We start from the raw sequence: 23,694 nt of genomic DNA, 5'->3' as shown, positions 1-23,694 counted from the left end.
GCTTCATGAGAAATTCTCGAGGATTGTTGTCACCGAGAAATGAGTGTTAGGTCTTTGCGAATAACAGCCTCAGCCCGACAAGAATCGCGGTCGCCAGTGCCAGAATTCCAAAATTCCTGCGGAGCTGTTGCGAGCCAAGACGTTGTCCCAGGCTGGAACCAAACCTCGCTCCGATCGTTCCACCGGTCAGCAAGGCAGCCACGAGTTTCAGGTCAATATTGCCATGCAGGGCATGTGCGAGCGTGGCTTGAGCGGACACGATCCAGACCACAACCATTGAACTGGCCACAGTGGCTTGGGCGGGTAAGCCGAAGAGATACAGGAATCCGGGTACGACCAGCAGTCCTCCACTGATCCCCAGTAGTCCCGAAAGAAAGCCGACAAAAACTCCGAACCAGGCGAGGACAGGAATCGACATCTTCTGGCGATTCCATTCTGGAAGAGTGACAATGGGAGGAATGGAAATCTCTTTCAACCATCCACGCGGGACAGGTCGAAATTGCAATGCACGCTCCGTCTCCCAAAGTGAGAAGAACCCCAGTGTCGTCAGCAGTACAAGGTAAGTTCCGAGCACAACTGACTCGGCTCCTCCTTGTCCACTTGAAGAGTTCGCCAATCGGTTCAGGGTATTGCTTCCCAGCAAGACGCCGGTGAACAATCCGCCGGCAACGATCAGAGGCAGACGCCAGTCGAGCAACTTTGTCTGACGGTAAAGCATCGCCGTTGTGGCTGGGCCCAGAACATAGCAAACCGTGGAACCGACAATGATGGGGGTTGGGAAGTCGAGGATGGTTGTCAAAACCGGAACCAGAATGAACCCGCCGCCAACTCCGAAAATTGCGGACAGGGTTCCGACTCCGAAGGAAACAATAATCGCGACAATCCACTCCACTTTCGGCCTGTTCGTATCTCTCAGCGGTTCATGTTCTGGCGAGCCGGTTCCATGATGACCAATCACAGAATTTGTTCAACTTGGACCGTTCACAATTTGGTGGTGAACGGTGAACTCTCGCAAGAATCAATTCAACCGTCGAGCAGGCAGAATCTCCTAAAGCTCGCCACAGTTCCAACTTGAATATGAGCTCGAAAGAGAACTCGACGAGTGAGATTCACATGATGGTACCATGTGATCGACGCCGAGTGTGTGAAGCGACGCAGAAGGAGTGAGTTGAAGGCCTGAACTCTGCGTAGTGTTGTTACTCACTCGAGCCGTGTGGAATACGAATGAAGAGGCCCGCACTCAGATCTGATAGTCGGGGAACTTGCTCTCGGTACGTTCTGTCCCGCTGTAGAACTTCTTCTCGATCAGGTCGAAGACTCGATGCACAATGACTCCCCAAACGACGGGGAGTGCCAGGCAGGTCAGAGCAAACAGAACTTGATTGACCACTTGCCTATTTCATTTCTCTGAAGGCATCCCATCCCATGTAGCCGACGATGGCTGCACAGATCAGGAACATGATGTCCATCATGAACGTGTGTTCGCCGGAAAACGGGATTCCGAGAACCATATCCGAGATTGCTGCCACCGCGACCAGTCCAGCCACGACCATTGAAGCGACAACAACTCGTTTGGGCAATTCCTGCATTGTGAAGGCTCGATTCGGCATACAGACTTGACGACTGGGAACGGCATTTCTGCGTCCGCTCTACCGTTTCCGCGCATGAGCGACCGGAAACTCAGCATAACTATAGTCTCGCACAAATGATAAGAGCCAGTTCAACAGAAATTTTCGTCCCGTCAAAACTCAAAAATCTGTTGATTGATTCGGACCTACAAGGCTCGCGGTCGTTGCTACCGTCAGAATCAAGAATAGCTGAACAACTCAACCAAGTTCGAATCGGGGTCGAAGATGTACAACTGCGTTGGCCCATCCGGTCGAGACTTTGGACCCGCTTGAATAGTGATGTCGCGAGATCTCAGGACTTCGGCTGACTCGTGAGCGTTGTCGACTTCGAATGCGAAGTGATGCGTCCGGCTGATGGTGCAGTTTTCCGGAACTGATGTCTGCGATGGTCCGGACTCAGCGTGTTCTTCGATCAGGTGGATTTGCGTTGTGCCAGCCTGAAACCAGAGTCCGGGAAATCGAAATCCGGGGCGACTCACTTCTTCCATGCCGAGCAAGTCGACGTAAAAGCTTCGTGAAACGTCGAGGTCTTTGACGACCAGGGTGACATGATCGATTCGCTTCACGCTGATTGGACTGGCAGGCATCTCAGGGCCTCTCACGTATGCGGAGTGGAGTGAGTCTTGGCGGTCGAAGGTCGTTCCTGACTGTTATTCAATGTTCTGAACGATCTCACGCATCTTCTCGATGCAAGCTTTCATGTCGACAATCAGATGCGAAATTCGGACGTCGTTGGCTTTGGAACCAATCGTATTCAGTTCGCGGAACATTTCCTGACCGAGAAAGTCGAGCTTACGACCAGAAGAGCCATCGGAGGCGATGAGAGTGTCGTATTGATTCAAGTGAGACCGCAGTCGAGTCACCTCCTCAGTGATGTCGCAACGGTCAGCGAAAATGCTGACTTCACGAATGAGATCGTTCGAGTCGACTTCTGCCTGACTTCCTTCGAGCAAGTCGCTGATACGCTGAGTGAGTCGGTCACGATAGCTGATCACAACATCGGGAGCGTGCCGTTCGATGACGGTGAGGTTCTCCCGAATTTGGTTCGCCAGGTCCTGCATTTCTGAACGCATTGACTCACCCTCTTCCTTACGGAAGGCTTCGAGTGTGTCGAGGGCTTCGCCCAGCACAGATTCGAAGAGCGGCCAGTCCGATTCTTCGACGGTGCGATCCGTTCGTTCTTCGACGATCCCAGGAAGGCTGAGCAGGGGCGTCAGTTCGGTCGGAGGCTGAACATTCAGGGCAGTCGCGATCTCACTGAGTTGTCGCCAGTACTCCTGAATCGCGAGGCGATTCATTTCGACAGCCGGTCTCTCTTCAATGAGTCGAACATTGATCGAAACGGAGACTGTCCCGCGCGCGACTCGTTCGCGAACGAGTTTTTCGACGCGAGATTCGAGCGACAAGAACGCCACAGGGCAGCGGACCGCCACTTTCAGGTGGCGATTGTTCACGCTTCTGACTTCGACGGTCAGACTGACTCTTTCGTTGTGTCCACGGGCTTCCCCATGGCCAGTCATGCTCAGCAACACGGTCGATGATTTCAGTTCGGGGAGTCAGCTTCAGTCTGTGCTTTGACAGACTCCGGCTCGGCTGCCCCAGAGGTTCTTGTGAAACGGGGAGTGCTCTCGCTGAAGCAGCGAGTTAAACAGCGAGAGTCTTTACTCTGACGGCGGCGAAGTCGTTGAGTCGTCACCATCTGAGGATCCTTCTGCGGAATCATTCGACGGTGTTGCCGAGTCAGTTTCGTTTTCGAGATTTTCACCTGCTGGAGTGGTTTCCTCGTCGGCGTCGCCTTCGGTTGTTTCTCCGGTTGTCAGTGCGGCGCCGTCATCTGCTGCTCCGCTGGCAAACTGCTTCTCAGCGTATCCGGTTCCCGCTTTACGCATCGCACATCCGCCGATTCCAGCGAGGAGCACCCAGACCGTCGCTGTCACGACGGTGATCCAGGTGAAAACGTCGCCAGCTTTGGTTCCGAATGCGCTTTGCCCGCCCATTCCTCCAAACGCTCCCGCCAGGCCACCACCGCGGCCCCGTTGGAGCAGGATGATGATCATCAGGAAAATTCCTGTCAGCAAGAGCAGGACTTGGAGGATGATTGCCAGTGTTCCCACGATGTCTTCCTTTCGCAGCTTCTGAAACAGTCCGTGTCTCGGAACTGATCGCGCTCGTTGACCAATTGTTAAGTGGTTTCGAAGGGTGTATTGAATCGAAAACTGATTGTCACTGCTTCAATTTCTATCGATAGTCAACAGGATCGGAATCGTGCTGCCGGATCGCAAGAATGAATTCATCACGATCGACGAATGAAATTGCAGGGACTGGTTAAATTCAGGCTCTACTTCGAGAGACTTGCTCCCGCTTCAATGATCGGAACGAAATTCTCTGCAGTGAGGCTTGCTCCACCGACCAGAGCACCATCGACATTCTCTTGCGAGAGGAGTTCAACGGCGTTGGCTGGCTTCACACTTCCCCCGTAGAGGATTCGCATTCCATTCGCAATTTCCGAAGTGTAGTGACTTTCCAGCCACTTGCGAAGATGGGCATGAGCAGAATCTGCCTGTTCCGGGCTGGCGGTTTTGCCTGTCCCAATCGCCCATACAGGTTCGTAAGCAATGACCACGTTTGCCATCTGCTCTGCAGAGACATTGGCCAGTCCGCCTGCCATCTGTTCGTCGAGAACGTCGTTGGTCTTTTCTGCTTCGCGTTCTTCCAGTAGTTCGCCAACGCAAAGGACGACTTGAAGTCCTTTCTCCAATGACTTCAACGTTTTACGGTTGATGACTTCGTCGGTTTCTCCGAGCACATGACGCCGTTCGCTGTGTCCGAGGATGACAGATTGAACGCCGAGATCAGCGAGCATTTCCGCTGCAACTTCTCCGGTGAATGCTCCCGGCTCTTCGAAGTAGCAATTCTGTGCACCGACGGTGACCTGTGTTCCTGAAACGGCATCTTGAACTGGAATCAGGTAAGGGAATGGTGGACAGACGAGCACGTCCACTGATTCCGCAGCTGCCTGGCTTCCGTCAGCAATTGACTTCGCCAGCGAGACGGCTGAGTCTCGGTTGGTGTTCATTTTCCAGTTTCCGGCGATCAAATAACGTCGCATCGTCTTCAATCCTCTTGTGTCGACTACTTGAGTTTTATGTGGTTTCCGTGGAAATTCGGATTCGATGATTCATTGGTATTTCGACGAGGCTCTTGAGAACTCAGACCCGAGTCCCGAAGAGGGACTTTTCCATCAATTCTGAGTTGGCTCGAGTCGGGATTGCATGTTTTCAGCTGCCCCGACCGAGACAATCGGCGCTCATTCAGTGCTGCCTCGCTTGCGGGATATTAGCAAGCGTTCTGCGACCGGGCGAGTGGTTGCGGGGTGAATCAACTAATTCAATAAGCATTTCACCAAGACCATTGTCTCTTTCAGTTGCAGTCGGCTCTTGAAGTCTTCGATGTTCTTGGCTGTTTCTTAGCGTGTTTTACGAATTCAATGTTTTCGCGAGGGCGTTTTCAGTTCGATGAATGTTGCATCGATTCTCGGTTGATCGATACGAATCCAGGTGACAGCGTGGTCGCGGATGCTGACCGGAAACTTCTGCGAATCAAACGACCGGTCTGTAAATCGCTCAATTCTGTGACTCGTCGACTATGATCTCAGAAGCTGCAGCAGTTTGTTTTCGTAAACTCGCATGTGCGATCGAGCCACCAGCAGAACACATCCGTCCGCACGATTGCGGAGGAACGGATCTCGGAGAAACGGTGAGAAACTGAAGGAGATGTCTTGTCGAAAAGGGCAAAACGTGGACTGGCGACATGGTTGACGGGGAGCACCCTGCCAATCTTCGTGCTCGATGACCGGAATGTCCTTCTCGTGTTTAATCGTGGGTGCGAGGAACTCACTGAATGGCCTGCGTCCGAGATGATCGGCCGCAAGTGCGAGTACATCGCAGTCGCCAATTCATCGCTCCCTGAATCTGTCACAGGAGCGTTGTGTCCGCCGAAACTGAGTGAATCCGAAATCTCGAAGTCGGTGCTATCCGTCATCCCGAGCCAGTCCGGGAAGTCCACGCGAAAACGGATCGAGTTCTTTCCGTTGCGAGAGGAACGAGATGAAACGTCCTTTCGAATGATGGGAGTCATTCTCGACGAAGCTGAAAGCGAACCGGCTCGACCCACGAACTCGCATTATCGACTCGCTGAGCTTCAAGCAGAGTTGCAGCGTCGATTTCGAGTGAGCCGGATTGTGGCAGCATCGCCTCTCATGGAGCGCGTCGTTTCGCAAGTTCGGCTCGCTGCCGAGTCACGGCTGCCTGTGTTTCTGCAAGGCGAACGCGGAGTTGGAAGGGAGTACATTGCTCGAGCCATCCACAATGCCACAACCTTCGCTGATCGCCGGTTCGTTCAGATCGATTGCGAAACGCTCTCGCGGTTTGAGATTCATCGAAGCTTTCGTCGGCTTCTTGATCAGGAGACTGAAGAGCCATTTTCGGGGACTGTGCTGCTCAGAAATGTTGACCATCTTCCCCTCGATTTGCAGATGGAACTCTCGCGGGCTTTGCAGCAGTTATTGCGAAGCCGCTGGATGTCGACGTCGCGATACAAGATCGATGAACTCGATCCCGAGAAGTTCGAGCCGGTACTTGCAGCTCAGCTGACTCCCATTTCAATCTTCATTCCACCGTTGCGGCAGCGTCGAGAGGATCTTCCGATTCTCGTGCAGAGTCTCGTCGAAGATGCAAACTTCGGGCGTGAAGTTCAACGAGAAGGGGTGAGTCCTGAGGTCGAACAGGAATTCGCCAGCTATTCGTGGCCCGGAAACGTCTCCGAACTGGTTCGAACGCTCGAGAAAGCGTTTCGGAACAGCTCAGATTCGGTCATCGAATTGGAAGATCTGCCTGCCGATTTTCGGATTGGACAGGACGCAGCGACGGCTCGTCCGCGAAAACCGAGTCTTCCCCTCGAGGAATACTTGAAGCAGATCGAAGAGAAGCGGGTTCGGGAAGTGCTGGAGCAATGCGGAGGAAATAAGACCGCAGCTGCGGAGATTTTGGGACTTCCTCGGCCGAAACTCTATCGTCGTCTCGCTCAGCTGGGGATTGACGTTGCCCAGGATGCTCCATCGGAAGAGAAAGATGGGGCGTAAAGACGAACACTCAAAGGATTTGAAGCGAATTAGACGGGGATCGACATGTTGTCTTCCGAATCGGCATGCAGCGGCGACTGGCAGTCGATCATCTCTTCAATTTCAGCGTTAGAAATTGGAGTGAGCGTAAATCCAACACTCGAAAGGGAGTGCGTATGACGCTCCAGACGTCTCTCAATGGAGGCGACGTTTTCTTCTTTTTCTTTCTGAGATCGCCGGGCTGCGGTCAGGTCGAGTGCCAGAAACGCGAGAAATCCCGATAGACCACCCGCGAGAAGAAATGGCGACAATTCGTTGCCTGAATATTTTCCAACTGTCAGCCCGATCATGAATCCACTCATAATCAGAATTGAAGTGGAACTGATGAGCGTCGGATTGTTGGCGTTGCGGGCCATGACGGTCTCACTGCGGACAGATGCGAAAAAAAAGACTTCTGGACCCTACTTTACGAATCTCGACATGTCAAAAAATGTGATTCATTTGCAACGGTTGATCCAATCCCGCTAAGCTCAACATTGGAATTCACGGCGATCGATTTCCACCCGCTGCTTTGACCTTCCGAAAAACCTACCCCAGAAGGAAATCTCTATGTCTTTGACAAGGCGTTATTTCTTGAAATCGACAGCTGCGGCCACTGCAGCTGTGGCTACGACTCAGTCGATTCAGGCCTTTCAGCAGCCACGCAGCTCGAGCCCGAATGAGAAGATCGGTGTGGCGGTCATTGGAGCCGGGGGACGGGGCAGCTCGCACCTGGGAGCTTTTTCCGGAGGTGCTGACTCAGAAGTCCTTTACATCTGTGATGTCGACACAAACGCCGCCAAGAAAATTAAAGGTGTCGAAGAAAAACAGGGACGCGCACCGCAGTTCCTTCAGGATTTCCGGAAAGTTCTGGAAGATCCCAACGTGGATGCCATCAGTACCGCCACTCCCAACCACTGGCACTCTCTGGTTTCGATTCTGGCAATGCAGGCCGGAAAACACGTATACGTCGAAAAACCGGTTTCTCACAACGTGTGGGAAGGCCGACAAGTGGTCAAGTGGGCCCGCGAGCTCAACAAGATTTGTCAGTGTGGTACGCAGTCACGTTCAAGCCCCAGCTTGAAGAGTGCTGTCGAGTACGTTCGCAGCGGAAAGCTTGGCCCGATTCAGTATGCGATCGGAACTTGCTACAAGCCGCGAAAGAGCATCGGCAAACTTGATAAGCCACTGCAAATTCCTGACTCGATCGACTACGACATGTGGTGCGGTCCTGCGGAAATGGTCGACATCTACCGACCTCGTTTGCATTACGACTGGCATTGGGATTTCAACACCGGCAACGGTGATATGGGGAATCAGGGGATTCACCAGATGGATATCGCTCGCTGGTTCCTCGGCGAGGGCAAGCTGTCTCCTCGAGTGATGAGTATCGGTGGCCGAGTCGGCTATGACGACGCTGGCGACACTCCGAATACTCAGATTGTCTATCACGACTTCGAAGCAGCTCCGCTGATCTTCGAAACACGTGGCCTTCCCCACAAAGATCTCGATTGGGGAACTGGAATGGACGAGTACCGAGGATCACGAATCGGCGTCATCGTTCAGTGCGAAAATGGCTACGTGGTCATTCCGTCGTACACAAAGGCAGAAGCTTTCGACAACGACGGAAACTCGCTGCAAGCCTGGTCTGGCGGCGGAGATCACTTCCAGAACTTCCTCGATGCTGTCCGTTCTGGTGATCGAAATGATCTGAACGCCGATATCCTCGAAGGTCATCTCTCGAGTGCATTATGTCACACCGGGGCGATAAGCCATCAACTCGGTTCGACACAAACGTCCGAGCAGATCGGTAAAGAGGTTGCGGGAGATCCGCTGTGGAGTGACTCCTGGGAGCGAATGGAGAAACATCTCGCTGCCAATGGTGTCGACGTCAGTGATCCAAAACTGTCCGTTGGTCCATGGCTCACGATGGATCCGGATTCGGAAACCTTCCCAGGGAACGAGAGTGCCAATGCACTGCTGACTCGCCCATACCGCGAAGGTTACGTTGTTCCTGATGCGGACGCGTAAGCGGAAATTGATAAGACTCGATAAGAAACGGTCGGATTCCGAATGGTTTTCGACCGTTTTTTCATTGTTACACTGAAGCTCCGCGAGACACTTGAAGTGTCTCTCAAAAGCGGATAACACGCTTCTCGCGTGAGGCCGCAACCGGGTGATTGCGTGCGCCGAAACACCGCCAACTGTCAAAACTTTGCGAATTACGTCGGACGAATTGAAATGTCACAACAGTACATCATGTCCATCGAAGGACTCACGCGGATTTATGATGAGACCGCAGTTCTCGAAAACATCTGGCTCTCGTTCTATCCGGGAGCGAAAATTGGAGTCCTGGGCGACAACGGATCGGGAAAGAGTACGTTGTTGCGGATCATGGCTGGTGTCGACAAAGACTACATGGGCGAAGTTCGTCCGCAGAAGGGCATCAAAATCGGCTACTTCCAACAAGAGCCGCAATTGAACCCGGATCAAACTGTTGACGAAGCGGTCGCTGAAGCCGTTGCGGAGTCGCAAGCGGTTATCGATCGTTACAACGCTGTGAATGAAAAATTCGCGGAAGTGACAACTGACGAAGAGATGAATGCTCTGCTGGAAGAGCAGGGGACTCTCCAAGATCAGATTGACGCTGGTAACTTGTGGGAACTCGAACGCATTGTCGACATGGCGGCCGATGCACTGCGACTCCCACCGGGTGAATCAAAAATCGAAAACCTTTCCGGGGGAGAAAAACGACGAGTCGCCCTGTGTCGCCTGCTGCTTCAGAACCCGGACATGCTGCTTCTGGACGAACCGACCAACCATCTCGATGCTGAGTCGGTCGCGTGGCTTGAGAGATATCTCCACGACTTCAAAGGAACTGTTGTCGCGGTGACTCACGACCGGTACTTCCTCGACAACGTGGCAGGTTGGATTCTGGAACTCGACCGAGGTCGCGGGTATCCATACGAAGGCAACTACACAGCCTGGCTTGAACAGAAAGAAGCTCGACTGGGAGTTGAACAGAAGAAAGAAGCCCGCCGCCAGCGAATGCTTCGCCAGGAACTCGAGTGGGTCCGGCTGTCGCCAAAAGCGCGAGCAACCAAGAACAAAGCGCGTCTGCAGCGGTACAACGAACTCGCGTCACAAGGGTTCGACGAAAGAGACGAAGCTGCTCAAATTCAGATTCCCGTTTCCAAGCCGCTGGGAGATCTGGTCGTGCGTGCGAAGGGGTTGTCGAAAGCGTTTGGCGATCGATTGCTGTTCGAGAATCTCGATTTCAATCTGCCTCCCGGCGGAATCGTGGGCGTGATCGGTCCGAACGGAGCCGGAAAGACAACGCTGTTCAAAATGATTGTGGGACAGGAAGAGCCGACCAGTGGAGAACTTGTCGTTGGCGATACCGTTGACCTGTCTTATGTTGATCAGTCTCGAGATGCACTCGACCCCAAGAAAACCGTCTACGAGGAAATTTCTGGCGGCCTCGATCAGCTTGAAGTTGGTCGAACAAAAATTCACGCACGAGCCTATTGCGGTCGCTTCAACTTTAAGGGAAGTGAGCAGCAGAAGTTTGTCGGAGATCTCTCAGGGGGGGAACGAAATCGCGTTCACCTGGCGAAGCTTCTTCGATCCGGCGGCAATCTGATCCTGCTCGATGAACCGACAAACGACCTCGATGTGGAAACCCTTCGCGCCCTTGAAGAAGGACTTTCCGACTTCGGCGGTTGTGCGGTGGTCACGTCACACGATCGATGGTTTCTCGATCGAATCGCAACGCACATCCTTGCGTTCGAAGGCGACAGTCAGGTCGTCTGGTTCGAAGGAAATTACAAGATGTACGAAGTCCAGCGACGTGAACGACTCGGCGATGCAGCCCAGAATCCGCATCGCATCAAGTACCGTCCTCTTAAGTAGTCCTGGCTGGCCAAGTGCAGGCGCATTTTCATCCTTATCGAGATGGCTACAGTTTGCTTCCGAAGTTGAGAAAGATTTCACTTGATGAAGTCTTCCTCGCTTCTGAGGGAAGTGGAGATCGTTACCGTCGTGAGAAGCAACTGGCGATGGAGCAACAGACTCATCTCGTCGAGGAAAACCTGTCGACTGAGTTGCGCACGGCGGTGACGGAATTTCTCATCGAGCGTCATCCTCAACTGAAGGGCCGAACTGGTCCGCTGGAACAACTCGTAACCGAAATCGAAGAAGACATCGTCATTCACTCGCTTGATGCGGATCGTGACTGGATGTCGTTCGGACACGTCTGTTTCCCAAGCGGCTGGCGACCGGAAGAGAAGATCGGCCGCCCATTAGCGGAGATCCACCAACCGATCCCCGGGATGGACCTCTCAAACAGTCGACGACTCGTCGAGACAATGGTCAATCACGGTCCATTCGAACGGTTTGTGTGGAGTGTTGTCTTCGAGGATGAGTTGAACTTCCACCCTGACCGGACGCGATGTGACTTTGACCCGGTTGCGCCTGTCGTCTTTGTGAAAGTGGAACGTCAGGTGACGGTAGGGGTCCCCGACTCTGGAGGAGCGTTGTTTGTGCTTCACCAGTCTTTGATTCCGTTCGATCAAATCGAACGCGGTCCGCTCGTCGCTGCTCTGCGATCCATGTCTCCCGAGCAACTGGAATACAAAGGGCTTTCTGGCTCAGCTCCGAAAATTATTGAGTGGCTGACGAGTCTTCCCTCTTAGGGAATGACCCGTTCGCGAGGTGCCTTTGATCCGAGCGACCAGTGCAATTTCGCGGAACTCGAAGATTTCTACACCCTTCGAAAATCATCTGTGACAACAAGCTGTCACACCTGTTTCGAAACTCCTGCATGTCGGGATTCCTCTCCGTCTGGAATTCCAAACGATTGCTCGAGCACAACGTTCCTAAGATGCACTTACGTGTGGAATTTTCATCGCACGATGCGGTGTTCCCCTGTGAGAGTGCGCGACGAGGAACGCGAGACATGCTGCAGGTTTCGGAATATGAAAACTTATGAACAGCACTCTTCAGACAATCGCCCGTCTGAGGGGCTTCGTGAATTTGAGCAGAAGGAGTCTGCCTCAAATTTAACTTCGGCGGCGGCGCCCTTTTCCGGTTCTGGAGCCGACAGTTCGTCACTGACCGTGCACGAGGTGAACACTCGTCCCAAGCCGATTTCGCCCGTCGATCGTCAGTTGCCCGTCTTTTGTCCCCAGTGTGGAGTTCAAGTCCAGATTCAGAAGGGGCTCTGCGGAAATCGACTCATCGATGCGATTTTACTGCAGGCCAGACATTGCGGCACGGAATTGGAGTGCCATCACTGTCGAACTCGTTTCGTCTTCCAGAAGCTCACGGAATTAACGACTCGATGAGGATGTCACAAACAGACAGAAGCTCAGACTTGCCGGACTAACCACTTCAGGAGAGTGCTCAGCTAGAAAACATTTGGGGCGATTGGATCGACCTTATTCGGAAACCGTGCGGGACTACTGGGATCACGTGTGATTTCGGAACGAGGATGGAGTGCACACTTTGAAAGTGTGTTTACAGAACGCTGTCAGCGAGAGATGACGATGCTCCAGAGCATTTTCTGATTCGGTATGCACTCACTCGTACGAGCGAACTCAGCCTTTGAACTGATGACAAAGTTCAAGCGAGCGCACAGGAAAGAGCAACTTGCTCTAAGTGAGAGTTGTGATGTTATCGATGCGGATCTCTTCGCGCGAAGCGAAGGGTTCACCGAAGGCACGATCGATCGACCATCCCCAATACCTTGCCCGATCACGAATATCATCGAGAAGCGTGGGAAACTCGCTGCTTCGACCCTCAACGACCTGACTCTCGTAGCAGCGGACAGATTCCATCTTTTGATCGATGTGATTCGAGATGTCGACCACGAAGGCTGGTTTGGGGTGAATTCGGAGGTGGATGCTCCAGTAATAGTAGATTTTGGGAGGATGAAACGGGTCGCCGGGAAGGTCGCTGCGGCTCAATTTTGCCCAGAATCTCGCAGCATCGGCGAGCGCACTGGCAGCCACGTGATCGGGGTGCGCATCTTCCCAATATGGTGCCAAAATGACTTTCGGGCGTGTTTTTCGGAAGAGGCCAGCGAGTTTTCGGCGGCCATCCAGGTCGTTGATGAGCGATCTGTTCGGCAGATTCAGCTGAAACCGCTGAGTCAATCCGAGCACTTCTGTCGAGCGATCGGTCTCCTTCTGTCGACGTTCAACAGTGCCACGAGGAGTTGGTTCACCGTTGGTTAATTCGACGACTCCTACGCGTTTTCCCTGCGAGAGCGTCTTGAGGATGGTTCCACCGACACTGATTTCTGCGTCATCTGGGTGAGGAGCAACGACGAGAATATCGAGTGATTCAGCAAGTTGGTCCATCGTTCTGGTCTTTACGTCTTCGAAAGGAAAAGGCTATACGTCCTAGCACTTTCTAACCTCTCAACCATTCCCTTCCAACTCGCCATCCTCAATTGCTGGTCAAATTGCCCCAATGTTGACCACGGAGGCCCCCGTTATGTTTCGTTCGAATGCCGTTTGGCTCAGTCTGGCGGTGATGATGTCCGTCGGATGCCAATCGTCGATGTTTCCCCAAAAAGTTCATCGGATGGTCGGCTTTCGAGGCGAAGATGGTGGACGTGAAAATCCCGCAGAGCAAACAGTCGATCCGTGGGTGCAGGATGCGGGAACGATCGCCCGAGCTGAGCATCAACCTGAGCCGATTCACGACCCACTCAAGATCCGGGACTTCTTCGTTTCTTCAAAAGCCCGCGACATTGAACGCAATCTTGGTGTCGGAGACTGACGGCTCGCGTTAGCGCTCTCAACAACTGAAATCGATAGCAGGCTGAATCACGATCTCTCAATGCGGAGATCGGGCTTTCAACGAAGACTCATCTTTGCAGCGAGTTTTGCGTTTGGGCTCTCATTCTGCCGCGTTGAATTCGTTTGCAGTTGTGAAACGTTCAAAGTGGTCAGCGACTGTTCGTCAAGCGTGAATGAGGCAAAAAACAGAGTTGCCAGATTCCTTTAGAAATGGGCCGATCTGTCGTAGCAATTATTTGGTACCAGAGGCATACTCCACGAAATCAGTGAACCATTCACTACTCAATTCGGGGTCTGCTGCATGTCTGAAGTTGCGTACGAAAATCAGATGGATTCTATTCCGTCTGAAGACACGCGATGCACTTTGAAACTGCGTGCGTCTCGGGAGCATGAACGCTCTGCTTCTTGCGGTCGATACCTCTCCGAAGTTGGAGAAACATTCTGCGAAATTGTGTCGTCGGCGAGTCAATTCTGTTGCTGTGCAGCGTTGCGATTGACACAGAAGTGGAGTAGAAGATGGTTCAGTGCTTGGAGCCAGGCGGATGAGATTCGAAACAAAGGGGGGAAGTCAGACGGGATGTTGGTTCCTCAAGCGTTGGTCTTGCACTAGCGAAACCCATCTCATGATCTCTCATCGACAGTCATTGTCGACGGGCTAGACGTTACCGTGAATGCAGGAGTTTGATTTTCTGCACGCATCGAACATTCGACTCCAAGATGGTCGAAGTCGGGCACAACTCGCAAACGATCACTTGATATTCCCTCTGAGGCTACCGAACGTGTTTCAACAATTTCTGTCATTTCGTGACCAGTTCGCTCCAAACATTTCCAAGGCAAAACTGAAGACCACGAACTCGATCGAAACGCCTCTCTGGCCGGACGCATCCGCAGATGTTCTGCGTTCCGATTCGTTTCTGCACCGATTGGCGTTGAACCAACTTGTCACCGTGCGTTGGTCACTCGACGAAGATCTGGAAGCCTATCGCGAGAAGTCGATTCCGGCGATTGGGATCAGTTGGCGAAAGCTGTGTGAGTCCGGAGTGCAGCAGGGCATCCGAAAGATTCAGCGCTCAGGGATGGCGGTTTCGAACCTGAGCTGGGTGGGTGGATTCACTGGTCAACACGGGTACGGACTTCGTGAAACATTGCTCGAAGCACGTCGGGCGATTCGCGTTGCTGCGCAGCTACGGGCCGAGTCAGTCACGGTCATCACCGGAGCACAGAATCGCCATATCGATTCCCATGCGTGTCGTCTCGTGACTCAGTCGATGCGCGAACTGGCAGAACTGGCGGCGATCTACAACGTCAAACTGGCGCTGCAGCCAATGCATGCGATTTATGCCCAGAATTGGACGTTCCTGCAGTCGCTGGATGATGCGTTGGAGATGCTCGATCGGATCGATCATCCTTCTGTCGGGCTTGCTCTGGGAACATACCATCTCGGTGAAGAAGACAAAGTCATCGAGCGAGTTCGTGACATCATCGATCGAATTGTCATCGTGCAACTCGCCGATCGCCAATGTTCGCCCAAGAACGAGAACGATCAATGCCTCCCCGGTGAAGGTGTTCTGCCGATCAGAGAACTCGTCGCATCGCTGGAAGCTCATGGGTACGATGGTTGGTATCAGACAGAAGTTTGGTCACAAGACTTGTGGAAACTTGATCATCACGATTTAATTGACCGTTGTCGAACTGCACATTTACGATGCATGCCTTAGGCGCACGAGGAGATGCATTGGAAGTTGAGTGTGGTTTGCATAACACCTGCCCACTCTCCTGTCGATGACTCTCCGAACCTATGGCTCACGAATGGTATTCAATCGATGAACTTGCCCGACAACTCGGGCGTGATCGTCGCGAAATTGAACGGCTTGCATCACGAGGACGAATTCCCGCTCACAAGCGTGGTCAGGACTGGCAGTTTCATGCTGCCGAGATCACACAGTGGCTTGAGCAGGAAATGAGAGAGTATTCCGACAGCCAGCTCGCAGCTCTCGAAGTGGCTCAAGCATCTCCGGAAATCGTCGCGGATGTTCCCGTCACATCGCTTCTCAAGCCGGAACTCGTTCAGGTTCCACTCGAAGCTCGAACGAAGCGTTCGGTGCTGGAGTGCATGATCGAAGTGGCTGGGCGAACGTGGCAGGTTTGGGAGCCCGCTACAATTCTCAAAGCTGTCCAGGAACGTGAGAAGCTGCACTCTACTGCGTTCGACAATGGAGTTGCGATTCCCCACCCTCGAAATCCACTTCCTGATGCCGTCGGTGCTCCGATCGTTGCCTTCGGTCGCACGATGTCTGGAATTCCGTTTGGTGCCAGCAACAACTCTCTGTCCGACTGCTTCTTTCTGGTGCTTTGCCAGGATACGCGGAGCCATCTGCAGGTGATTGCACGACTCGCCCGCATGGTCCAACTGCCTGACTTCTTGCCTGAACTTCGAGCTGCTGAAGATTCTGAAGCTGCCTACTCTGTCATCCTTTCGGCAGAAAGCCAATTCGGATAGGTTGATGCGTTCTTGAACAATTGTCTTTCTTGATCAGGAACTCAAATGATGAAGTTGGTTTCAGCGCTCTGCGTCGTGCTCTCTGTTGTCTACTCTGGACTGACGGCTTCTCCTCTGAATGCACAGGACACACTGAACTTTCCGACACTCGGTGAACTTGTGGTTTCCGATCCCAAGTTTCATTCGCTGGTGGCCGAAGATGCAAAGATCGAAGTTCTGACGGGCGGTTACGAATGGACGGAAGGTCCGGTCTGGGTTCCCAGAGAGGGTGGAAAAGGTGTTCTTCTTTTTTCGGACATTCCGAACAACTCAATCTTTCAATGGGAAGAAGGGCGAGGAGCTTCGCTGTTCATGAAGCCGTCCGGCTACACCGGCGTCGCTGACTACGGAGGAGAACCAGGTTCAAATGGTCTGATGCTTGACGCATCTGGACGATTGACGATGTGTGAACATGGGGATCGCAGAGTTTCCGTGCTGACTGTTGATGGTGGGAAGCAAACTCTTGTCGACAACTACCAGGGCAAAAGACTCAACAGCCCGAACGACCTCGTTTTCCATTCGAATGGTGATCTCTACTTCACCGATCCGCCTTACGGTCTCCCAAACCGGTATGAAGATCCTCTTCGCGAACTCGATTTCTGCGGTGTGTATCGACTCTCCAAGGATGGGGAACTCACACTTCTCACGAAAGAAATGACGCGACCCAACGGGATTGCGTTCTCACCTGATGAGAAGACTCTCTACGTCGCGCAGTCCGATCCAGAAGCTGCGTTATGGAAGTCATTCCCCTTGAAGGCAGACGGCACACTTGGCGAAAGCAAAGTTCTTTATGATGCTACTGCTCATGCGAAAGATGGATGGCCGGGTTTGCCAGATGGAATGGCTGTCGACAAGGAAGGGAACGTCTTTGCGACCGGTCCCGGTGGAGTGTACGTCTTCTCGAAGAGTGGTGATTTGCTCGGTCGAATCAGCACCGGAGAGCGGACCGCCAACTGCACGTTCGGGGGAGAAGATGGCTCAGTGCTGTTTTTGACTGCCGACATGTACGTTTGTCGGATTCAGACGAAGACGGTCGGCATGAATCACTAGAGCAAGTTGCTCTTTCCTGCGAACTCGCTTGCGCTGGCTCGCAAGTCAAAAGACAATGCTTGCTCGTGCGAGATCGTGCACACCAAATAAAAAATGCTCTAAACGACTTCGTACGTCTCTTTGGATTCGCTTGCTCCATCAAAAATCGCGACAAGCTCTGATTAACATTTCTTACGGGCTGCATCTTCCATATCAACAGTCGGGAGATGCAGCTGCTTTTTCGAATATTGGGAACCGCTTCGAAGTGGGGACTCGACTCTCAGTCAAGACGTGCGTTGACGGCGGTATCCTGTTGCTCTAACTCAGCTTCTTCCGCTTTCTGAGCTTCAATCGATTCACGAACGAGGCGGGCTTCGTCCCTCAGTTCTTCGATCTCTTTTTGTTTCTCAGCGATTTGTTCTTCAAGCATCCGCAGGCGTTTTTCCTGATCTCGGTGAAGAATTCGATCGACGATCTGCAGGATCAGAATGGCGCGCCAGGCACGCATCGCAAGTCCGCGTAATCGAAAGACACGCGCCGATTTGCTCAACCGACTGAGTCGGGCTGCTCCTGTCAGTCGAAATGCACGCATGAACGCGATCATCGGAAGGCAGATGATCGCCAGGTCGAGTAAATGTTCTTTGACGAACTTCAGTTTCTTGGAGACGAGGCTGATCGTCAGAATAAATTCCGCTGCGAATGCGAACCAAATAAACGCCTGCGCAATTTGAACAGCCATCCCCAGCGAGCGAACTTCCTTGATCTTGGCTTCGAAGTAGAACTCAAACCCGAGCAGTGGAAGGATGAGCAGCGCAATGGCGATCATCGTGTAGCCAAGACGCAATTCAATGTCGTTGGCGAGTTCATCGCTCGCGGTCTTCCAACCCATCCATGGCAGCCAGACCGTTTTTCCATCGATATGATCTCTGGCTCCCAGCCGCAGCGGCGGAAACAGGCAATACAACAGATCAGAACGACGGGTCTGGCCACGATCCCGCATGTGCATGATGGCTTCGAAAACGTAGACCGTCCAGAGGCCGACCAAGGTCCAACCACACACATGAGCTGCGTGCGTGAACCGGTTTTCAGAGTCCTGCAGTACGTGCATTCCCACACCGGCGATCGCGAGGAACGCCAGAGTTACGAAGAACATGATCGGAGCAAATTTGCGATCGAGTTCTGTTTGTTGAGCACTGTTCATTTGTACCTGTGCATGTCTTTGAAGTCGGAATTCGGATTGTTGAATCACGGAATCCATCGGACTGCCTTACAAGTCAAAAGAAGCCTACAGTTGTTCTTTGTGCGAATCCATCTTAACTTGACTATGACAACGGCGGTGAACTTCATTCGGACGACAATTTATGGCTATTTCGTACAAGGATTCCGGAGTCGATCTCGATTCCTATGCTGAGGCAATGGGACGGATTCCGGCATTGCTACAGAGGACACAATCGGCCCGTGTCATGCCGTTGAATGGGGGATTTGCGGGATTATTCCGCTTGTTCGGAGAGGGGCACAGCTATCGAGATCCCGTTCTGGTTTCGGGATCGGATGGCGTTGGGACTAAATTGAAAGTCGCCATTCTTGCCCGATGCTACGACACCGTCGGGACGGACCTGGTGGCGATGTGCGTCAACGACTGCCTGTGTTTGGGGGCAGAGCCACTGTTCTTTCTCGATTACCTAGCGCTTCCGAAGGACGATCCCGATCTCGTCGCGAGTCTTGTACAAGGTGTCTCAGACGGTTGTGTCGAGGCAGGTGCTGCCCTTTTGGGGGGCGAAACTGCCATCATGCCGGATCTGTATTCTCCGGGTGAATTTGATATGGCGGGGTTCTGTGTCGCTGTTGTTGAGCGTGATGAGATTATTGATGGAAACCAGATTCAAGACGGTGATGTTCTGATTGGAATTCCGAGCAACGGATTTCACTCAAACGGATACAGTCTGGTCCGCAAAGTCGTCTTCGACCATGCTGGCCTGTCGGTCGACTCCGAAGTTGCAGAGCTGGGAGCGACAGTCGGAGAAGTTCTACTGAAACCGACTCGTATCTACTCGAAACTTGTTTCTGAACTTCTGGGAGACAAGGAACTCAAACCTCAAGTCACCGGAATTGCACACATTACCGGTGGTGGGCTCGATGAGAATGTGAGCCGCATTCTTCCGAATGGTTTGGAATTGAATGTCGATCGGTCAGCCTGGACAGTTCCGCCAGTCTTTGACTGGCTGCAGAAGCTGGGAGACGTTGATACTGAAGAGATGTTTCGTGTCTTCAATATGGGAATCGGTCTCAGCCTTCTAGTTCGGCCGGAAGCTGTCGATGCGGTTCTCAAGAAGCTACGCGATGCGGGAGACGATGCAAAAGTCATCGGTCAGGTCAGTCGCAGCACGGGGACGTAATTGCTCTTCAGGATTCTCTGCAGTTGAGACTGTCACTCTGCTTGCGGTTTAGTAGGTGCTTTGTCGCCCGGTCAATTCAACGTTTTCTGTCCGCACAGAACTCCGCAATGGATGAGTGTCGGAGTGGGACCGGTGACAGTTAGGTCAGCCGCTGACAGCCATTGAGTGTATTCCTGAACGCTGTAAGCGCGTCCCTCAGTCATTGAGAAAAGAGCTGTCGAATAAAGAGCGATGGGCAATGGTCCGGAGAGGTCGTCATTCAAGAAGACGTCGTGGATCAGAAGACGACCATCAACGGGAAGCGATTGGGCACAACGGTTCACCAGTTGCGTGCATTCGGGGACGTCCCAGTCGTGAAGGACATTTGAAAGAAGAATGACGTCTGCGGTCGGCAACGGGTCTTTGAACATATCGGCTGATCGAACTTCGAGCCGGTCTTCAACACCATAGTGTCGGGCACATTCGACGGCGACCGGGAGGACTTCAGGACGGTCGAGAACGATCGCGCGGAGATTGTGATTTCTCGCGAGATAGCAAATCGAATAGATTCCAGAACCTCCTCCGATATCCAGGAGCAGTTTGGCGTCATCGAGTTGGAAGCGATCGGCCAAAACCGGAGCGACATTTCTCGCACGACCAGCGAGAGACATCGTGAAATACCTCGCCAGTTCTGATTCTTCCATCGCTGATCGAATTCCATCGCGATAGATAAAAGCGACGCCGTCTTCGTCGGTCGCCATCCCTGCTGGACGGTTAGTTTTCAGGCGTTCGAGCAATCCGAGAACTTCTGAAGTTTCGGCAGCGAGACCGATATAGTCAGCGATTCCCGTTGAGTCTTGATGTTGAAAGTGCTCACGGGCAGTGGGAGTCATGTCAATCTGGCCGGACGAATCTTCCGTCAACAATTCCATTGCTTTTAGCCCGGTGAGAAGGACGTTGAACGGGCGATCTTGTAGCTGTAATTGAGATTGCAGGAATCCGCGCGTCGGTCGAATTCCGTTGAAGTTGTCGAAGACATTCAAGTGAGCGACAGCGACGGTGAGCAGCTGCGTCGAATACGTGCCTCGAAAATGTTCGAACAGAGGAGTGGGGTCATGAACCGGTTGTTTCAATGCAGCCAGTTGAGCTTGCGAACGCAGCAGGTCATCTTTGAGTTCGTCGACCGATCCGATGATCTCGTTCGGTGATTCGAATTCCTGAAAATCGGGCGGAGGAGCGGTTCGAAATCCCTCGCGAATGACATCGACCGAATGTCCTTCCAGAGTTGACCATCCGGGGATGGCGAACAGGTCGTTGTCTTCCTGCGAACATTTCAGCCAGGTGGTCGACTCGTCGGAGATGTCGAGCAGTAGATAGAATTCTTTGTGCCCCTCTTCGATGCGTCGCAACCATCGGTCGAACAGTACTGTGAGCTTTTCGGGAATCGAAAGTTCGCCGGACTTGCCCGAGTCAGTCCTTGAGAGCGTGAGGTAATAGGAATCGCCGACGTTGATGGAATTTCCGACCTGAACGGTCAAATCGTTGTGGCTGGTTCCGTTGTCGTCATAAGTGATTCGCAGCATCACGGTCTCTTTCCGTCTCTTTCGAAATCTGCTCACCAATTCCCGTCGATGAAGTTTAGACCATTTGTATGGTTTCTCTGTTCTCGCCTGAACTCGCTTCTCTGCATGCAGATCTGAGTTGGCGAAACTTGGTCACTGTTTCGATACGATCGATGTCGCAAAACGGCATTTGAACCGATGAGTGTCTTGGAAAACAATTCGATTCGCTGATTTTGCGGCCACTTCCAGGACAATTCGATGGCATTTTCTGCCCACACTGAACATTTCGCTCAGTCAACATGCAGATGGGTGCGTGAGCGACTGCAAAGGCGGCTTGTCAAAATTACGCTCGAAGAACATTCTGCAGATTCTGATTCCATTCCGAGAACAGTCTCTCGCTGGTGAAACTCGATGACCTCTCTTCTCAATTTTCGTCTGGTCCGATATCGTTCTTAAGTGAACAAACTGTAAAACGTTTTCATGATCGGTGATCAGACTCCTTTGGGATAGTGACTGAAGGATGTCTTCGAAGAGAATTCGCGGTCTTTCCACCGCGTGCTCTGTAAGATCCGACACAGAAAGATGATGGTGACGTGCATGGAACCCGATGAAGTTCTCATTGATGCTGAAGATCGTATGAAGAAAGCGGTCGACGTTTTCAAAGACGCGCTGCAAGGATTGCGAACAGGCCGAGCGACTCCCGGTCTTGTCGACTCAGTTCGCGTCAATTACCACGGTTCTCCAACGCCGCTGAAGCAACTGGCGAATATCAGCGTTCCGGAACCGCAACAGCTCGTGATTCGTCCATTCGATCAGTCTATTCTGACTGAGATTGTTAAAGCGATTCAGTCCAGCGATGCAGGAATGGCTCCGAATTCAGATGGACGGCTGATTCGAATCAATGTCCCAGCCCTGTCGACAGAACGCCGACGAGAACTCGTCCAACGCGTCGGGAAGTTTGCGGAAGACGCACGCGTTTCGATCAGAAACATTCGCCGCGATGCGAACAAGCACGTCGAGCAGGCTGAGAAAGACAAAGCGATCTCCGAAGATCAAATGAAGACCGCCAAGGACGAGATTCAAGAGTTGACGAAGAAGTTCGAAGGAGTCGTCAACGATCAGGCGAAACATAAAGAAGAAGAAGTCATGAACGAATAGACGATCGATCTTTTCATCGACTGAAGTTCAATATGCTTTCACAGTCCCGGTTCGCTAGTTGCGGATCGGGACTGTTTTGTTTTTGGAATTCAGCGTTGTCTAAGAAATGAGACCGATTGGCAAAAATGGGATGTCTTTGATTAGGCAAAGTGCATCCGCGTGAGATCACATTCTTCGAGTTGAGGATTTTGGCACCGCACGTTGACTCATCGGCATTCTTTGAAATGATAGAGGGTGAAAATCAATTTCCGGGAGCAGATCGATGGTGTCAACGAACGATGTGCAAAGAGTGGTGATTGTCGGAGGTGGGGTTGCGGGAATGGCCGTTGCCTGTCGTCTCGCTCAAGCCGGCCTGGCAGTGACGGTGTTGGAATCGACAACTCTCGGTGCCGAGGCCACAACTCGAAATCAGGGTTGGTTTCACAGTGGCGCCTGGTTTGCCAGACAGCAGCCAGACCTCGCTCGACTCTGCTATGAGTCCCTGCAACAAACGATTCAGTTTGCCCCGAACTCTTTCGAACCGAATCAACAGGGGATGTACTACCTCTTCTCGAATCCGGAGACCGACGTCACGCTTTGGACTCGCCGCTGGGAAGAAGTTGGAATCCCCTTTGAAGACGTCTCACCGACCGAAGTTTCAAACGCCATTCCAAACTTGCACACTGAGCGAATCGCCTCAGCGTTTCTACTTCCTGATCGCAGTTTTCGTTCTGATCTGCTTCTCGAAGTTCTCGCTTCGACTGCACGAAATTGTGGAGCGGAGATCCGCACACAGGCGCCGGTCACTTCGCTGATTCGAGAAGGGACGACGGTGAATGGCGTTGTCGTTGCAGGGAAAGAACAGATTCTTGCGAGCCGAGTCGTTCTGGCGATTGGAGCGTTTCTCAACGACTTCGCTTCAGAATTGTTTTCTCAAACGCTGGGTGAGGGAGAGTCGTATACGCCGGTCATTCAAAAGCATCAGTTGATGGCGCTGCAGCCCAGCGTGTGTGAAGTTCCATTTTGTGTTGTCGACGATGAAGGGTTCAATCACATTCCTCACCATGCGACTTCGATTCTTGGGTCACTCCCAGCACGAATCACTCACGAGCCGCTAGACCGAACTGTAGATCCTGAATTCAGCGACAAGCTGTGGGACAAGCTTTCCAAATACTTCCACGGGATCGATCGACATCGCTGGAAGAAGCCATGCGAATGGGCTGGGACGACGCTTGAAATGCTGAGCGTTGATCAGGTCGAACCGGGAATCACACCGACACCCACGGTCATCAACCATCGCTTGGAAGGGCAGGGGTTTGAAAATTTGTGGAGCGTCTTCCCCGGACGTTCGTCGCTTTGGGCGTGTCTTGCAGAGCGGGCTCGCGAACAAATTATCGAAGACCTCGACGTCGAAGCGATTGAGACCAGTTCACCTCCCTGGACAACATGAGACGAGTTCA

Annotated in this window: 22 protein-coding genes; 11 read left to right on the top strand and 11 right to left on the bottom strand. The window is 52.6% G+C overall.

Annotation, left to right across the window (positions count from 1 at the left end):
- Positions 1-46: 46 nt before the first annotated feature.
- From AB1L42_RS03610 to tpiA, 7 genes are all read right to left on the bottom strand, one after another.
- Positions 47-892 carry a sulfite exporter TauE/SafE family protein gene (locus AB1L42_RS03610; protein ID WP_367051274.1) on the bottom strand — a complete coding sequence of 282 codons (846 nt, stop codon included), beginning with the start codon at positions 890-892 and terminating at the stop codon, positions 47-49.
- Between the two features lie 348 nt (positions 893-1,240).
- On the bottom strand, positions 1,241-1,390 hold the full coding sequence (locus AB1L42_RS03605; protein ID WP_367051273.1) for a hypothetical protein: 150 nt from the start codon (positions 1,388-1,390) through the stop codon (positions 1,241-1,243).
- Between the two features lie 4 nt (positions 1,391-1,394).
- Complete coding sequence (locus AB1L42_RS03600; RefSeq protein WP_367051272.1) at positions 1,395-1,589, bottom strand: hypothetical protein; 195 nt, start codon at positions 1,587-1,589, stop codon at positions 1,395-1,397.
- A gap of 218 nt (positions 1,590-1,807) precedes the next feature.
- A complete protein-coding gene (locus tag AB1L42_RS03595) occupies positions 1,808-2,215 on the bottom strand; it encodes a VOC family protein (RefSeq protein WP_367051271.1) in 408 nt (135 codons plus the stop codon).
- Between the two features lie 63 nt (positions 2,216-2,278).
- On the bottom strand, positions 2,279-3,148 hold the full coding sequence (locus AB1L42_RS03590; RefSeq protein WP_367051269.1) for a YicC/YloC family endoribonuclease: 870 nt from the start codon (positions 3,146-3,148) through the stop codon (positions 2,279-2,281).
- A 141-nt stretch (positions 3,149-3,289) separates the two neighbouring features.
- Positions 3,290-3,742, bottom strand: coding sequence for a preprotein translocase subunit SecG (gene secG, locus AB1L42_RS03585; protein ID WP_367051267.1), 453 nt, complete (start codon positions 3,740-3,742; stop codon positions 3,290-3,292).
- Between the two features lie 224 nt (positions 3,743-3,966).
- Positions 3,967-4,737: a triose-phosphate isomerase gene (gene tpiA, locus AB1L42_RS03580; protein WP_367051265.1), complete on the bottom strand. Its 771-nt coding sequence runs from the start codon at positions 4,735-4,737 to the stop codon at positions 3,967-3,969.
- Positions 4,738-5,406: 669 nt separating this feature from the next.
- Between tpiA and AB1L42_RS03575 the strand changes: the two genes are divergently transcribed.
- The gene (locus AB1L42_RS03575; protein ID WP_367051263.1) at positions 5,407-6,768 is read left to right on the top strand and encodes a sigma 54-interacting transcriptional regulator; all 1,362 of its coding nucleotides are present in this window, start codon (positions 5,407-5,409) and stop codon (positions 6,766-6,768) included.
- A gap of 29 nt (positions 6,769-6,797) precedes the next feature.
- Here the strand turns inward: AB1L42_RS03575 and AB1L42_RS03570 are convergent, their stop codons facing one another.
- Positions 6,798-7,163, bottom strand: coding sequence for a hypothetical protein (locus AB1L42_RS03570; RefSeq protein WP_367051261.1), 366 nt, complete (start codon positions 7,161-7,163; stop codon positions 6,798-6,800).
- Positions 7,164-7,356: 193 nt separating this feature from the next.
- Here AB1L42_RS03570 and AB1L42_RS03565 point away from each other — a divergent pair, with 193 nt between their 5' ends.
- From AB1L42_RS03565 to AB1L42_RS03555, 3 genes are all read left to right on the top strand, one after another.
- Positions 7,357-8,817, top strand: coding sequence for a Gfo/Idh/MocA family oxidoreductase (locus tag AB1L42_RS03565; protein ID WP_367051259.1), 1,461 nt, complete (start codon positions 7,357-7,359; stop codon positions 8,815-8,817).
- Between the two features lie 210 nt (positions 8,818-9,027).
- A complete protein-coding gene (ettA, locus tag AB1L42_RS03560; protein ID WP_367051257.1) occupies positions 9,028-10,698 on the top strand; it encodes an energy-dependent translational throttle protein EttA in 1,671 nt (556 codons plus the stop codon).
- A gap of 14 nt (positions 10,699-10,712) precedes the next feature.
- A complete protein-coding gene (locus tag AB1L42_RS03555; protein WP_367051255.1) occupies positions 10,713-11,480 on the top strand; it encodes a heme-dependent oxidative N-demethylase subunit alpha family protein in 768 nt (255 codons plus the stop codon).
- 960 nt (positions 11,481-12,440) lie between these two features.
- Here AB1L42_RS03555 and bshB1 read toward each other — a convergent pair.
- A complete protein-coding gene (bshB1, locus tag AB1L42_RS03550) occupies positions 12,441-13,148 on the bottom strand; it encodes a bacillithiol biosynthesis deacetylase BshB1 (RefSeq protein ID WP_367051253.1) in 708 nt (235 codons plus the stop codon).
- 136 nt (positions 13,149-13,284) lie between these two features.
- Between bshB1 and AB1L42_RS03545 the strand changes: the two genes are divergently transcribed.
- From AB1L42_RS03545 to AB1L42_RS03530, 4 genes are all read left to right on the top strand, one after another.
- Positions 13,285-13,572: a hypothetical protein gene (locus AB1L42_RS03545; protein ID WP_367051251.1), complete on the top strand. Its 288-nt coding sequence runs from the start codon at positions 13,285-13,287 to the stop codon at positions 13,570-13,572.
- A gap of 799 nt (positions 13,573-14,371) precedes the next feature.
- Complete coding sequence (locus tag AB1L42_RS03540; RefSeq protein ID WP_367051249.1) at positions 14,372-15,310, top strand: sugar phosphate isomerase/epimerase family protein; 939 nt, start codon at positions 14,372-14,374, stop codon at positions 15,308-15,310.
- A gap of 80 nt (positions 15,311-15,390) precedes the next feature.
- Complete coding sequence (locus tag AB1L42_RS03535) at positions 15,391-16,092, top strand: PTS sugar transporter subunit IIA (protein WP_367051247.1); 702 nt, start codon at positions 15,391-15,393, stop codon at positions 16,090-16,092.
- A 48-nt stretch (positions 16,093-16,140) separates the two neighbouring features.
- A complete protein-coding gene (locus AB1L42_RS03530; protein WP_367051703.1) occupies positions 16,141-17,181 on the top strand; it encodes an SMP-30/gluconolactonase/LRE family protein in 1,041 nt (346 codons plus the stop codon).
- 259 nt (positions 17,182-17,440) lie between these two features.
- On the opposite strand, the gene AB1L42_RS03525 is transcribed toward AB1L42_RS03530, so the two are convergent.
- Entirely contained in the window at positions 17,441-18,418 is a 978-nt protein-coding gene (locus AB1L42_RS03525) for a hypothetical protein (RefSeq protein WP_367051245.1), read from the bottom strand.
- 103 nt (positions 18,419-18,521) lie between these two features.
- Between AB1L42_RS03525 and purM the strand changes: the two genes are divergently transcribed.
- Positions 18,522-19,556, top strand: a complete 1,035-nt coding sequence (gene purM, locus AB1L42_RS03520) for a phosphoribosylformylglycinamidine cyclo-ligase (protein WP_367051243.1) — start codon at positions 18,522-18,524, stop codon at positions 19,554-19,556.
- Positions 19,557-19,627: 71 nt separating this feature from the next.
- Here purM and AB1L42_RS03515 read toward each other — a convergent pair whose 3' ends face one another.
- Entirely contained in the window at positions 19,628-21,118 is a 1,491-nt protein-coding gene (locus AB1L42_RS03515) for a methyltransferase (protein ID WP_367051241.1), read from the bottom strand.
- Between the two features lie 576 nt (positions 21,119-21,694).
- Here AB1L42_RS03515 and frr point away from each other — a divergent pair.
- Both frr and AB1L42_RS03505 read left to right on the top strand, forming a co-directional pair.
- Entirely contained in the window at positions 21,695-22,255 is a 561-nt protein-coding gene (gene frr, locus AB1L42_RS03510) for a ribosome recycling factor (protein ID WP_367051239.1), read from the top strand.
- 262 nt (positions 22,256-22,517) lie between these two features.
- Complete coding sequence (locus AB1L42_RS03505; RefSeq protein WP_367051237.1) at positions 22,518-23,684, top strand: FAD-dependent oxidoreductase; 1,167 nt, start codon at positions 22,518-22,520, stop codon at positions 23,682-23,684.
- Positions 23,685-23,694: the final 10 nt, after the last annotated feature.

Origin of the sequence: Thalassoglobus sp. JC818 (genome assembly GCF_040717535.1) — a bacterium.
Taxonomy (GTDB): domain Bacteria; phylum Planctomycetota; class Planctomycetia; order Planctomycetales; family Planctomycetaceae; genus Thalassoglobus.
This window is presented reverse-complemented; position numbering and strand designations above follow the sequence as displayed.